Below are 14,898 nucleotides of genomic sequence, written 5' to 3'. Positions count from 1 at the left end.
TGTTCCCCGATCGGCTTTCGTGCCCATCGGAATTCTTCTCGCGCGCAAGCATCGGGCTTCGAACAGCGTCAACGCTCCCCGGTGGGTGGGCGCAGTCGTAGTACTCGGCAACGACGCAGTGTAAGCGAAGTTCGCGGCGATGTGGGGTGCTAGCTTCTGGGGTACTTCCACCGGATTCATCGGCCGTCCACCAGTTCCGCAACGGCGCACACCGTCTGGCGCGCGATCAGTTGCGAGATCTCGATACGAACTCCGTAGTCGCGCTGCACCCGCGAGACCAGACGCATCGCGGCGAGCGAGTCACCACCGCAGTCGGCGAAACCGTCGTCGGCTCCGATGTCGTCCAGCCCGAGCACGTCTCGGAAAATCTGTGCGACGCCTCGCTGCGTGGCGGTCTGCAGCGTCTCCGAGACATCCCGACGCGGCGGCTCGGGTAGCGCTGCGCGATCGAGCTTGCCGTTGATCGTCAACGGAATGTGATCGACGACCACGACGCGCGACGGAACAAGGTGCGCGGGTACCGAATCCCGCAGCAGCGAACGGAAATCCGTCGAACCGTCCTGTGCGACGACGTATCCCACCAACTGTGACGCTGTTCCCGTCGACCGCACCGTCGCCGCGGCACGCTCCACACCGGGCAGGGCTTCGAGTGCGGATTCCACCTCCCCGAGCTCGATGCGGATTCCTCGGATCTTCACCTGCCGATCGGCCCGCCCGAGGTATTCGAGACGTCCGCCCGGCAGGTATCGCACGAGGTCGCCTGTCCGGTACATGCGCTCACCTGCCGCGAACGGATCGGCAAGGAACACCGTCGAGGTTCGTCCCGGCCGCCCAAGATATCCCTGTGCCACGCCGTCACCCGACATGTACAGCTCCCCTGCCGCACCGACCGCGACCGGACGCAGCCCCGAGTCGAGCACTCTCGCGAAGGCATTGCGCACAGGTCTGCCGAGGCATGGCGTCGCACTGTCGCGCACTGCGGATCCCAGTGCGTTGATGGTGAATTCGGTCGGTCCGTACAGGTCGTATCCGTCGACACCGTCCTGTTCACGCAAGTGCGTCCACAGTTCCTGCGGGACGGCCTCGCCGCCGAGCATCACCAGTACCGGTGCGCGATCGCCGTCGAGCAGTCCCGCGGCCACCAATTCCCTTGCGTACGACGGGGTCACGTTGACGACGTCGATCCCGACGTCACGGTAGTGCCCGACGAGTCCGATCGGATCCGCACGAGCCGCTTCGTCGACCACATGAACGTGGTGCCCGGCGAGCATCCAGAACAGTTCTTCCCACGACATGTCGAACGAGAACGACACGGTATGTGCGATGCGGAGAGTTCGCCCGCCGACGGAATCCTCTGTGGGACGGAATATCTCGTCACGGTGATTGTGATACATCGTCGTCAGCCCACGATGCCCCACCTGCACGCCCTTGGGTTTGCCGGTCGATCCCGACGTGTAGATCACGTATGCGAGCTGATCGGGATGAACGGGCCCTGCGATCCTGTCCGGTGACACCGTCGGCGCCACGACCGAACCCGACAGAACATCGCGCACCGTCGGTGTCGACAGATCGAGTACGTCGACGTCGGATGGCAGGGCCGCGGTGACGGCCCGGACCGATTCCGACTCGGCGTCGACGGTGATGATCGCGCGTGAACCGCTGTCCTGCACCAACTCGATGTGCCGTGACGTCGGATGTGCAAGATCGAGCGGAAGATATGCTGCGCCACTGCGCATCACGGCGAAGATCGCCACGACGTGGTCGGCGACGCGGGGCAGCAACAGAGCGACGACGTCGCCTGCTCCGACACCCGATGCGGCGAGCAACGACGCGAGCGCAGTCACCCGATCGTCGAACTGCCGTGCCGTCAGCGTCTCGTCACCGCACGTCAAGGCCGGATGATCCGGCGATGCCGCAGCACGCTCGCTGAGCAACGAGTCGATATTGCCTTCGTACTCACCCGGGCCAGGAATGCGTACCCGAGGGGCAACGAGTGGTGTCGCTTCGAGATCGGCTCGGCGTCGACCGGTATGTGCGACCGTCGTGTCCGCCTGATCCACGAGCGCACCGAGCATGTCGACGACGACCGACGCCATGGCCCGCGCAGTGGTGTCGTCGACGAGTTCGGGCCGATTCTCGATCGTGAGTTCCAATCCGCCACCCCGGCTTCGCGGGTCGACGTCGACGGTCACCGCGTAGTGCGTCGCGTCGAACGCCTCGGCCTCGGAGATGCCTGCGCGCTCGAACACACCCGCTCGATCCGCGTCGCCGCCGACGTTGCGGAACACCACCAGCGTGTCGAACAACGTCTCGAATCCTGCGGCTCGCGAGATCTCGCCGAGTCCCACGTGATGGTGGTCGATCACGGCCGTCTGCCTGCCGAAGACATCCCGCACCAGGTCGTGCAACGACATTCCCGGATCCGTACGTACCCGCACCGGCACCGTGTTCAGCGTCAGGCCCACCATGCGGTCGACCCGAGGAACACGCGGGTCACGCCCGGACACGGTGGTGCCGAAAACGACGTCGTCCCGCCCGGTGACCCTGCGCAACGTCAATCCCCAAGCTGCAGAGACGATTGCGGATACGGTCACGCCCATGTCCGCGGCGAGAGCAGCCATGGCGTCGCGCACCGCGTCGCCGATTCCTATGGTGTGCCTGTTCGGAACGGACATCGTTCCCCGCGAGGCGTCGGGCGCGACGATCGTGGGCTCGTCCAGTTCGGCGAGCTGCAAAGCCCACGCCTTCGCCGACACGTCGTGGTCCGACGACGACAACAAACGTAGGTGATCGGTGAAGTTCGCAGCAGGCTCGAGCACACGAAGTGCAGCATCGACGACATCGCCGTCCGGCCGAGAAGAATCGAGACCGACCAGCATCTTCGCGGTGCCGTACAGCACGAAGAACTCGCTGAACAACACGCCTTGCGACCACGCGTCGGTCAGCAGATGATGCCCGGTCACCATCACTTGCTCGCACTGCGGACCGGTCACGACGACCGTCCGCAGCAACGGCCCACGATCGAGCGCGAACGGTCGTGAGAACTCCTCGGCCGCAACGTCGTCGAACTCGGCCTCCGACTGCACGGTCCGCACTTCTGCGACAACGACGACCGGACGAAGAATCGACACCGGTTCGGCGAACACCGAATGCGTGAAGACGCCCGTCAAGTTCGGGTACCGCTGCAACACGGCTGCCATGGCGATGTCCACAGCCCTGCGATCGACCGTCCCCGCGAACGTGAAGCGGTGTTGCACATGGTAATTGTCGCCGGTCCGGCCGCTCGTCACGGATTGGAAGTACATCCCTCGCTGCAACGGCGTCAGCGGCAGAACCTGCTGCCACCCTGGGTGATCCGCATCGAGAACCGCGCGCTCGGCATCCTCGACTCGGATCAGCTCGGCGGTGCCGTCCGCGGCCTGCCCACTGCTGCGAGATGCGGTGTCCGCGAGTCCTGCGAGTGAGCTCGATTCGAACACGGCAGCGATCTCCACGGCGATGCCGCGCCGCGCGGCTGCCGCGACGAACCGAACCGCCGCAATACTGTCGCCGCCCGCGGCGAAGAAACCGACATCCGGATCGACGACGGATCCCAGCACCTCCGCTGCTGCTGCGAGTACGTCGTCGAGAATCGACATCGATGGTGGTCGAACATCGACAGCCACAGCCGGTTCCACGAGATCCGGTATCGGCAGTGCTGCCCGATCCAGCTTGCCGTTGAGCGTGCGCGGTAGTGCTCCCAGGACGGTGATCGACTGCGGCAGGAAGTGATTCGGAACCTTCGGAGCAAGCTCCGCACGCAATGCCGTTCCGTTCGGTTCCGTTCCCTTGATAGCGACGACGTATCCGAACAACCGGACGGTGCCGTCGTCGATCTCGGCGACCTTGGCCGCGGCGTCGGCGACTCCGTCGAGCCCGCGCAGTGCAGTCTCGACCTCGCCCAGTTCCACGCGGAAGCCGCGCACCTTGACTTGGTCGTCGGTGCGGCGTAGGTACTCGATGACACTGTCGCGCTTACGGACGAGGTCCCCGGTGCGGTAGAGCCGCGCGCCTGTACGCGTCGGGTGCGCGACGAATCGTGTTGCACTGTGCGACGAGCGATTCAGATAACCGCGTGCCACCTGAGCGCCACCGAGGTACAACTCACCGGACGCACCGTCGGGAACTTCCCGCAGCAGCTCGTCCAGGACATGAGCATCGACGTCGATCCATGGGCTTCCGATGGTGACAGGTCGCCCCTTGTCCAAGCTGGCGGCCGTCGCCCACACCGTGGCTTCCGTCGGCCCGTACACGTTCCAGACCTCACTGCCCACGTCCGACAGCCGGTCCGCGAGTTCGGCCGGTACAGCCTCTCCACCGACGAGTACACGCACCGAATAGTCACGGTCTGCGGCGAGCAGCAACCGCCACAGCGACGGTGTCGCCTGCACGACGGTCGCACCGGACTCCGTGATCACACGAGCGAGTTTCGGCGGATCGACGACGGTCGCGCGCGGCACGACGACGACCGATGCCCCGACGATCAACGGGCACAACAGTTCCAGCACTGCGATGTCGAACGACACAGTCGTGACTGCGACGATCGTGTCCGACGGCCTCAGCCATTCGAGCACCACCGCAGCGTCGGCGAACGCGGCGAGGTTCGCCGACGTGATCATGACGCCCTTGGGATTTCCGGTCGTGCCGGACGTGTGGATGACATAAGCGAGCGAGTCGTCGGCCGCAGGGATGCTCGGCAAGTCGACAGCAGGTGCACTACGCACATCGATCCGATCGACCTCGACCGTGGGTAGATCGATCCACTCGACCGCCCCAGCGGTCGAGGACTGCACGAGAACGCACTTCGGCTTCGCGTCGTCGACCATGTACTGCAGCCGCTGCTGCGGATAGTCGACATCGAGGGGCAGATATGCTGCACCACAGCGTAATACGGCCAGCAATGCCGTCGGCAGATCCTGGTCACGACCGACTGCGACGGCGACGACGGAACCCGGACGTACCCCGCGGCTCACCAACTCACGCGCCGTCGCATCCACTCGGGCAGCCAGTTCGCCGTACGTGAGCAGGCGGTCCCCCGCCGTCACAGCAGCGGCGTCGGGCCCGTCGGCGACACGGTCGAGGAAGCGCTGAATCAACGACGCTGGGGCAGTCTGCCGGACTGCTGTCTCCAGGGCTTCGGAACCCCCGACCTGCGACAGCCGTTCGTCGGGACGCCCTAGAACGCACTCGAGTGAACGAACGATCTCGATGGCCAGCCTGTCGACCGTGTCGGCGTCGAACAGGTCTGCGGCACCACCGACGGCCAGGTCGATCCCGTTCCCATGTTCGCGCAACCAGATCGCGACGTCCATGCGGGCGGGCGGGTCGGCGAGCTCCAGTTCGGAAGCCGTCACGCCCCCGAAGTCGAACGAGCCGCCGCGGACGTCGTGGCCGACGATCGTCTGGAACAGCGGATGCCGTCCCAGAGCACGTTCCGGTGCGACCGCTTCGACGACGCGATCGAACGGAGTCTGCTGATGAGCGAGGGCATCGAGGCTCGTCGTGCGTACGCGTTCCAAGACCTGTGCGGGAGTCGGATTACCCGACAGATCGATCCGGTGGACGACGGTGTTGACGAGGTAGCCCACGGTGTCGCGGAAGCGTCCGTCGTCGATCAGTTCACGGTCCGACACCGTGGTGCCCAGCGGAATGTCGACCCCTGCACCGAACCGATGCCATGCCAGTGCAACGGCAGTCTCGAGGATCATCAGCGGACTGACACCGTGCTGTACGGCCGCCTGTCGAACGGCCCCGATCACGCTCTGTTGCAACGGCTTCGAGACACCGATCGAGCGGTGCGAGCCAGTACGCGGCCGCGGTCGGTCCGTCGGCAATTCGAGTTCGGCCGGGAGCCCGGCAAGCTGCGTCGACCAATACCGCTCCGACTTCTCGGACTGGCCGGCGGCCTTGTCCGCGAACTCCCAGAACGTCGGCGCTCCGGTGGTGAGCGAGGGGGTTCGGCCTGCGCTCCGTTCTCGATACGCAGTCGCCAGCGAGTCCATGATCACGCCCACCGAGGTGCCGTCGATCGCGATGTGGTGCACGACGATCACCAGAACGGTTCGGCCGTCTCCTCGAACGATCGTGGCACGCGCAGGAATTCTTCGTTCGATGTCGAATGTCGCGGCCGGGTCCGTGAGAAGCGCGTGCACCGAAGCATCGACACCGTTCACCACATCCACCGTCGTCATAGCCGGAATGTCGGACTCGGCAAGAACGACAGGATACGGATCGCCGGCCGAATCCCCTGGATAACACGTGCGCAGAATCTCGAACAGTGACAGCACATCTCGCCATGCCCCTGCCATCGCGTCGACGTCGATCGGCCCGGAGAACTCGAGTACGACCGGAACGTCGTGTGCTCGTGAACCCTGGCCCAACCGTTCGAGAATCCACAGACGCCGCTGAGCAGAGGACATCACCGGTTCGGCGGGCGCCGACACGGCAGGTTCGACCTGGTCTCCGATCGGCCGCGACAGTGTCGCAAGCACTGTCGGCGTCCGCGCGGCGAATATCTCGGCGACGGTGACCGCGACACCGCATCGTCTCAGTACCGAGACCGCGCGCATCGCAGCGAGTGAATGGCCGCCGCGGTCGAAGAAGTCGTCGTCGACGCCCACCTGGGTCTCGAGTACGTCGGACAAGCGCGCGGCGATGGTCTCGGCGGTGCGAGCATCAACGGGACGGAGATCAGGTGTGGCGTGATCGGCGGTACGGTCCGAACGTGGCGGCAGCGGGTCGATCGAGGACGGAACGAAGTCCGACGCCGGGCGCCGAAGACTGTCGATCATCTCGGCCAACACGGCCGGAAGTGCCTGTGCCACAGCACCTGCGATCGATCCGCTGACCACGGCCGGATCGTGATCGACGACGAGGGTGAAGGCGTCGCCGGGAGGCGCGAGCAGCGACAGCGGGTACTGAGTGACGCTGACGTTGCCGATTCCGGTGATGCGTGTCTCCGGGTCCGAATCATCCTGTGGACCGAACACATTCGGGTAGTTCTCGAACACGACGAGAGTGTCGAACAGGGGCCCGCGCGCGTCGGCGCACGACTCGATCTCCGACAACGACAGCTGCTGCGCGTCACCGAGTTCGTACTGTTCCCTCTGGCTTTGCTGTAACACCTCGACCAACGGGCGGCTGTCCATTCGAAGCCGGACGGGCACGGTGTTGCTGAAGAGCCCGACCATCTCCGTGGCCCGATCGAGATCGGACGGCCTGCCGGACACCGTCGTTCCGAACACCACGTCGTCGCGTCCGACGAGCGCAGCCAACACAGCGCTCCACGCGCCCTGCACCACCGAGTTGACCGTGAGGCCGTTCTCTCGCGCGAGTGCCGCGAGCCGATCCCCCATCGTCGACGGCACATCGACGTCGATCGACAGCGCTGCGCTGCCTCCGTCTTCCCCGCGAGCAACGATGGTCGGCTGTGTCAGGCCCGCGAGACGCGCACGCCACGCGCCGAGCAGATCGGTGCGGTTCAGGCGCGTCAACCAGACGAGGAAGTCGGCGTAGTCCGCGGCAGGAGGCAGACCGGAGCCCCCGTGGTTGTAGTGATGGACCAGCTCTCGGAGCACGATCGGTGTCGACCATCCGTCGGTCACCAGGTGATGGGCGTTGAGGATCAACTGTGTTCGGTTCTCCGGCAACAGCACCACCCGAGCGGCGAGAAGCGGGCCGCGTCGAACATCGAACACACGCGCAGCTGCTCGCGTCTGCAGCAGGGACGTAGCCGAGCAGGCCGCCTGACGCGACAGACCACGAAGGTCGGTGACGTCCCACGGAACGGTGATGACGCGCGGGATCGTCTGGACCGGATCGTCGACTCCCTCGAAGTGGAAGCCGGATGCCAGGTTCGGATGGCGTGTCACGACGGCGTGGAACGCTGTCTGCAGCCGCACCGGATCGAGATCGCCGTCGAGGTCGACGACCGCGGTCAAGGTGTAGACGTCGCGTTCGGTGAACCGGGCGGCGTGTGCCAGCAAGCCTGCCTGCAGTGGAGACAGCGGTAGCACGGTGGCCAGCGGCCCGGTGATGGCTTCGAGTTCCGCGATCTGAGACTGGGTGATCGACACCGCCTCGCAGTCGACGGCACTCAACCCACCGGGGAAGAGCGCGGCGTGCGCAGCCAGACTCTCCAACGCGTCGGAGAACCCCCGTCGAAGTGCATCCACACTGTTCTCGTCCAACAGTGCGCTCGCAGCGGTCCATTCGATCGTCAGCGTGCGTTCGTGCACGGACACGTTGACGGCCAACACCTCCGACAACGTGCGCGCGGCAGGCTCGACGACCCCGAATGCCTCACGCGCCGAGCGCCACCCTGGCCCGGCCAAGCCCGTCGACGTACCGAGGTAGTTCAGCACTATCTGCGGCGCAGGCAGAGAAACCAGATCGCGGCCGGCGTCGTCGAGGAAACGCAGGACTCCGTAGCCGATTCCGTTGTCGCGGCCGCGTCGTCGTTCGGCCTTGATCGCATGCAGCATGTCGGCGAGAACCGCTCCGCCCGAGCGTGCTTCGGCAAAGCTGACATCGTCGGCCACGAGCGACGCCGGTGCACGCACCGGATACTCGGTCGTGAACCAGCCGACGGTCGATCCTCGCCCCCTGTCGTGATCGGTGTCCGAGTCGCGACCGTGGCCCTCCATGAGCACCGGGAAATCACCTCGGCCCGCACCGCGATGGCCGCGAACCGCAAGCGTCAGCGCGAGGAGCAGTACCTCGTCGGGCCGTGCGGCATAGCGCGCGCACAGGTCGTCGAGTATTGCCATGGTGACAGCCGTCGATGCCGTCGTGTGTGTGATCGTCGACGTCGCATGGGTGTCGATGCCAGGACGGGGCCCGGCGTGCGTCAACGCTGCGGAGTCCGACTCCAGAACGGCTGTCCAGTGGTCGATTTCGTCGATGTATCCGTGTGCGGCCGCGCGGGCGGACAGCTCAGTGGCGCGGTGTCGCCACGACTCTTCGTCGACCTGCGGCACATCCCGGCCCGATGCGAAGGCGAGGAGGTCCGAGACCAGCACGCCCCAGGACACGGCGTCGACCGCGAAGTGATGGGCGACCGTGAGCACACGGTCCGGCCCGTCCGCCACCCGAACGATACCGACGGCCAGCATCTTTCCCGACGACGGATCGAGTGTCCCCGCGAGATCTCGTGCGTACTCGACATCACTGGTCTCGGAAGTCGTCGCCGATCCGAACTCGCTGACGACCGGCGCGTTGTGGTCTTCGAGTATCTCCACCGATTCGGCGTCCGTGACGATCATCCGCAGTGCGCTGTGCCGCTGCAGCACTGCGGCGACCGCGTCTGCAAGCGTGTCGAGGTCGAGGCGATCCTGCACTTCGACTGCCGTCCACTGCGCATACGACGCCATCACGTCGAGCGTGTCGACGGACAGTGCGTTGCGCATGATCGGGGTGGTCGGTGCGACGCCGATGGCGACGTCCTCGTCGCTGTCGGTGGGCCGTTCGAGGGCACGACCTGCCGCGGCCAGCGTCGCGAGGTCCTTCCCCGACAGAATCTCCTTGGGTGTGAGCACGATCCCGTGACCACGAAGTCGTGAGCTGATGGCGATGGCACCGATGCTGTCGCCGCCGAGGGTGAACAGATCGGCATCGAGTGAGACGTCGTCCTGGCCGAGTACGTCGCCGATGACGGCACACAGTGCGTATTCGGCTGGTGTGCTCGGGCGGCGATCGGCCTGCGACTCCGTTGCCGTCGTCGGTGCGGGCAATCGAGCCTTGTCCACCTTGCCGTTGACGGTGACCGGCAGTTCGTCGAGTACGACGACCGCTGACGGGACGAGATGGTCCGGAACACGAGTGAGCAGGTCGCGTCGGATGTCGTCGCCGGTCGGATCACCGTCGGCGGTGACGTATCCGATCAATTTCACCTCGACGCCCGACCCGACGACGACGGCCACTGCCGTTCGCACCGAATCGGTCAGGGCCAGAGCGCTTTCCACCTCACGCAGCTCGATGCGGTGCCCGCGGATCTTCACCTGATCGTCCGCGCGGCCAAGGTATTCGAACCCGCTCTCCCTGTCCCACCGGGCCAGGTCACCGGTGCGGTACATGCGCAGACCCTCGTGATGAGGGTTCGCGACGAAGCGTTCGGAGGTGACGCCCGGCCTGTCGAGATACCCTCGGGCCAGTTGTGGTCCCGCGAGATACAGCTCACCGATCTCGCCGTCGAGCGCGGGCTGTAGCGCACCGTCGAGAAGATAGGCCGCGGTGCCGTCGAGCGGGCGTCCGATACGGACCGACGCACTGTCGACGTCGTCCGAAATCGCATCCACGGTCGCTTCGGTCGGCCCGTACATGTTGTAGGCCCGAGCCGGACTCGCTGCGAGCACCTCGGCGAGTTTCGACGGCAGCGCTTCGCCGCCGACGACGACGGTGCTGACGGCCGTGTCGACCAACCCGGCGTCGACCAGGAACGATGCCATCGACGGTGTGGTGTCGACGACGTCGATGCCGTGCTCTCGGAACTTCGCGATCTGGAGGTCGGCGTCTCGTTGAACTTCGCTGTCGTACAGATGCACTCGGTGTCCGTCGAGTATCCACAGCAGCGGATCGAGTGAGGCATCGAAGGCGAACGACGTCGTGTGGGCGACATGTAGTCGACGGCCACCGGCACGAGCCGCGGCATCGGCGTAGACACTGGCACGCTGACGCGCAACGAGGTGCGCGAGGCCGCCCGCGCGGACGACGACGCCTTTCGGTGTGCCCGTCGACCCGGAGGTGAACAGCACGTAGGCCATGTCGTCGGGATCGGTCACCGAGACACCGAGTTCGGACCGACGCGCCTCGGTCGCGAGGCCGCGCAGTGCGACCACGTCGCAGTCGGCCGTCACCGGGGATTCGTCGTCGCACAGAAGCACCGCGGGCTTCGCCTGTCGAACAAGACCGTCGAGCCGCTCCAGCGGATACGACGGGTCGAGCACGACGTACGCTGCACCGACTTGCCACACTGCGAAGATGCTGGCGACGATGTCCGCGTTCCGCGGCAGCGCGAGGGCGACGACGTCTTCCGCGCCGATGCCGCGGCGGCGGAGCGCGCCCGCGATCGTACCGACTCGGTCACCGAGTTCTGCTGCAGTCCACTGCTTCTCGTCGTCCACGAGCACGACGTCGCCTGCATGGGCGTCCACCATGTCCGCGAACACGTCGGGCACGGACGGCACGTCCTGCACCAACGCAGGTGGATTCCATCCAGCGGGGATCGACGATCCACGCAGATTCACGTCACCGAGGCGGGGTCGATCGGGACTGCACAGAGCGCGGACGAGCTCGGCGAGGCCCTGCACCCGAGCGGTCGCCGCCTCGGCGGAGACGGCTCGGGCGTCGACCTCGAAGCCGAGCAACATTCGCCCGCCGTCGATCGGCGTGGCCGTCAGTCCGAGTTCCTCGGGTGGGCCACCCGCCACGTTGCGCAGAGTGCCGACGGCACCTGCGAAGTCCAGATCGAAGTCGAAGGCCTTCAGGTTGATTCCGACGCCGTGCAGCAATGCGCCTGCCCCTGGAGCCGCCAGGTCTCGTACGACGTCCTCGCCTCGATAGCGTTGGTGCGCTCGAAGCTCACCCAGCGCGGTCGCTACCGAGCTCGCCAGAGTCGCGATGTCGTCGGCGAGAGCCACCGATACCCGAAGCGGCAGAACGTTCACCGCCATCGACGGCGTGGTCAGCGCCGCGCGCGTGGTGCGCACCATCACCGGCAGCGCGAGCACGACGTCGGTGCTCTGGTGCAGGCGAGCCACGAAACCGACATATGCGCCGATGAACACGTCGGCCCAGGTGCAGCCGAGGCCATCCGCGATGGATTTCATCACTGCCATGCCATCGGCGTCGACGACGGCGCGTGCGGAATGCGTCCGAGATGCGGACCCCACATCGCCGGTCGATCGTCCGCGAAGCTCGGGAAGAGGATTCAGTCGATTCGTCCAGTACTCGCGATCGCCGACGGCATCGTCGGACTCTCGGTACCGAACGTCCTCGACGACGACGTCCTCGAACGATCCGAACGTATTGGGCCGCAGCTTCTTTCCGGTGATCGCAGAGGTGTACCGAGCAGCGAGTCTACGAGAGATCATCGCCGCGGAGTACCCGTCGACGATCAGGTGGTGGTACAGCTGAACACACCAGGTCTCCGAGTCGGACAACTGAAGCACCGTGTAGACGAACAGCTCTCGGTCCACCATGTCCCGGGCGAGAAGAGCCGCGTCGTGACGAATCTGCGCGACGCGCTCGTGCGCCGCAGCGTGCGGATCCGCCTCGCCGGACAGATCGACGATCGGAACGGCCACCTCACCTGCAGGTTCGATCCACTGCCGAGGGCCGTCCTCGGTGGACACGAACCGCAACCGCATGGTCTCGGCTTCTCCGACGGTCGCGGTGATCGCATCGATCAATGCCGGGACATCGATCGAACTGCCGTCGGCAGACGCGTCGATCTCGAGCACCTCGCCGACGAGGTAGTACGGTGAATCCGGCTCCAGCCGTTGGGCATTCCAGATTCCCAGTTGCGCACCGGTGAGCGGCAGCATTACCGTCTCGGTGTCGTCGGCGTGATGCTCTTCGACGAGTGTCATCGTGATTGAACCTTTTTGTCGATCTTGCCCACCGAGGTCGTGGGGAATTCGGAGACGAACTCGAACGTGTCAGGAACGGTGTACGCGGCGACCTTGCGCTCGGTGCGCAGGAACGCCCTCAGCTGACCCGCCGTCGGGACGTCCGAATCCGAGTCACGCCGGATGACGAACGCGCAGATCTTCTCTCCCAGAACCGGATCTGGAATACCGACGACCGAGACGTCGTGAATCGCCTCGTGGGCGAGCAGATGGTTCTCGACGACGGCCGGTGCGATCTTCTCCCCGCCGCGATTGATCTGATCCTTGCTGCGGCCGACCACCTGGAGGTAACCCCTGGCATCCTGAACGACGATGTCGCCCGTCGCGTAGAAGCCGTCCTCGGTGAATGCCGTCCGATTGTGCTGGGGTGCAGCGAAATACCCGCGAATCGTGTACGGTCCACGGGTCTGGAGGTGTCCCGGCATCCCGACCTCGACCGGTTCGCCCGCATCGTCGACCACTCGAACTTCGTCGTCCGGTGAGATGGGTCTGCCCTGCGTGCCGAACACCGTGGCGTCGTCGTCACCGACGCGGGTGTAGTTCACGAGCCCTTCGGCCATGCCGAAGACCTGAGTCAACGCGCAGCCGAGCTCGGGGCCGACGCGTCGAGCCACCTCGGAGGTGAGCTTGGCTCCGCCCACCCAGACCGATACCAGCGAGGATATGTCGCGCTCGGTGCGCGCAGACGAGTTGAGCCACGCCATCAACACCGGCGGAACCAGGGCCGCGTGCGTCACCTCGTGCTGTTCGACGAGCCGCAGACAGGTGTCCGGGGAGGGATCGGGCGCCATGACGACGCAGCCTCCGACGGCGACGAGTCCGAGCAGCCCGGGCGAGCTCATGGTGAAGTTGTGCGAAATGGGCAGTGCCGCAAGCATGACCGATGTCTCGTCGATGGCGCAGATACGCGCGCTCTCACGCACGGAGTACAGGTAGTCGTCGTGCGTGCGCGGGATCAGTTTGGGTGTACCCGTCGTTCCGCCGGACAGCTGCAGAAAAGCGATGTCCGACGGCAGGGCACGGGTCCTGCGTGCTGCAGGCTCGGCCTGGGCCCACGACGGGTCACCGACCGGTACCACGACGGTGACGAGACCGGCTACGGCAGTGTCGATCTCGGCCGCGATGTCCTCGAACGACGTCAGGCCGAACCGGTCCACGGTGACGTATCCGTGGGCTCCCGTGGCTACGCAGAACTGTTCGATCTCGGCGCGGCGATGCGCCGCGAGCGCGAATACGGGAAGGGCGCCGAGTTCGAACAACGCGAATACGACCTCGACGAACTCGGTCGTGTTCGGCATGTGCACGACGACGCGGTCGCCGCGCTGTATCCCGCGCGCCGACAGCTCACCCGCGACCTTCTGGACGCGGTCGGCGAGTTCCCAGTAGGTCAGCGACCGGTTCGCGTCGACGACGGCGATGCGCGCCGGATGCGCGGACACCGTGTCCGCCAACAGATCCGAGTGTGTCTGGCCGATCCAGTACCCCTTGTCCCGGTAGCGAGCAGCGAACTCCTCGGGGTACGCGACGACGCCGTCCAGAACGAGCGGCGCGAGCGTGTCCGCCGAAGAACTCACAGTCCGGCTCCCACTGCCACCGGCGCTCGGTTCAATGCACCCGCGACATCGGACGTCGTGACAACAGCTCCGCACCGCTTCGCCGCGTATGTTGCGGCCATCAGATGCTCGTCGCGCGAGAAGTCCGCGGTGGCGTCGAGCACGAGGAACGGGCACACGTCGGACATGAATGCCTCGGCGGCACTGAGCATGCATCCCATGTGCGCGTAGACGCCGGTGACGATCAGCTGGTCGCGGCCGTGGTGACCGAGCAGCTCACGAAGGTCGGTGCGCTGGAACGCCGAATAGCGCCACTTGGTGACCTCGATGTCGCCGCGACGCGGTGCGAGGGCGTCGATGACGTCGGTATCGCGACCCGTGCCGAGGCCTGGGCCCCAGAAGTCCGCGAGAATGCCTCGGCGCGAGGGGTGTTGGTCTCCCGGCTGCATCGTGTAGACGACCGGGATGCCCAGCTCGGATGCCTGTTCACGCAGCGCGACGATGTTGTTCACGACGGGTGTGATCAGCCCGGGCGCATCGACGTACGCGTCGATGAAGTAGTTCTGCATGTCGTGGATGAGCAGTGCGGCCCGGTTCGGGTCGAGCTCCCAGTCGACGACGTTGGCAGGAATCTCGTCACGCCCGGGAATCGAGTAGCTCGAAATCTTGGGAATTGCCAT

The 14,898-nt window shown here is 65.8% G+C and carries 3 protein-coding genes; all 3 read right to left on the bottom strand.

From position 1 onward, the window contains the following. Positions 1 to 176: 176 nt before the first annotated feature. From CHB96_RS03580 to CHB96_RS03570, 3 genes are read right to left on the bottom strand one after another with little or no spacing between them, the layout of a single operon-like run. Positions 177 to 12,626, bottom strand: a complete 12,450-nt coding sequence (locus tag CHB96_RS03580) for a non-ribosomal peptide synthetase (RefSeq protein WP_089243223.1) — start codon at positions 12,624 to 12,626, stop codon at positions 177 to 179. Further along, entirely contained in the window at positions 12,623 to 14,239 is a 1,617-nt protein-coding gene (locus CHB96_RS03575) for a (2,3-dihydroxybenzoyl)adenylate synthase (RefSeq protein ID WP_089243222.1), read from the bottom strand. Before CHB96_RS03575 ends, CHB96_RS03580 begins: the two co-directional genes overlap by 4 nt. Then, positions 14,236 to 14,898 carry an isochorismatase family protein gene (locus CHB96_RS03570; RefSeq protein WP_089243221.1) on the bottom strand — a complete coding sequence of 221 codons (663 nt, stop codon included), beginning with the start codon at positions 14,896 to 14,898 and terminating at the stop codon, positions 14,236 to 14,238. Before CHB96_RS03570 ends, CHB96_RS03575 begins: the two co-directional genes overlap by 4 nt.

This window comes from Rhodococcoides kyotonense (assembly GCF_900188125.1).
In the GTDB taxonomy this organism is placed as follows: domain Bacteria; phylum Actinomycetota; class Actinomycetes; order Mycobacteriales; family Mycobacteriaceae; genus Rhodococcoides; species Rhodococcoides kyotonense.
The sequence above is the reverse complement of the archived record's forward strand: the minus strand, read 5'-3'. Positions and strand labels throughout refer to the sequence as shown.

Bases quoted from the DNA above. Each gene is read 5' to 3' on its own strand.
- CHB96_RS03580 (WP_089243223.1), bottom strand. From the start codon at position 12,626: ATGACACTCGTCGAAGAGCATCACGCCGACGACACCGAGACGGTAATG.
- CHB96_RS03570 (WP_089243221.1), bottom strand. From the start codon at position 14,898: ATGGCAATTCCCAAGATTTCGAGCTACTCGATTCCCGGGCGTGACGAG.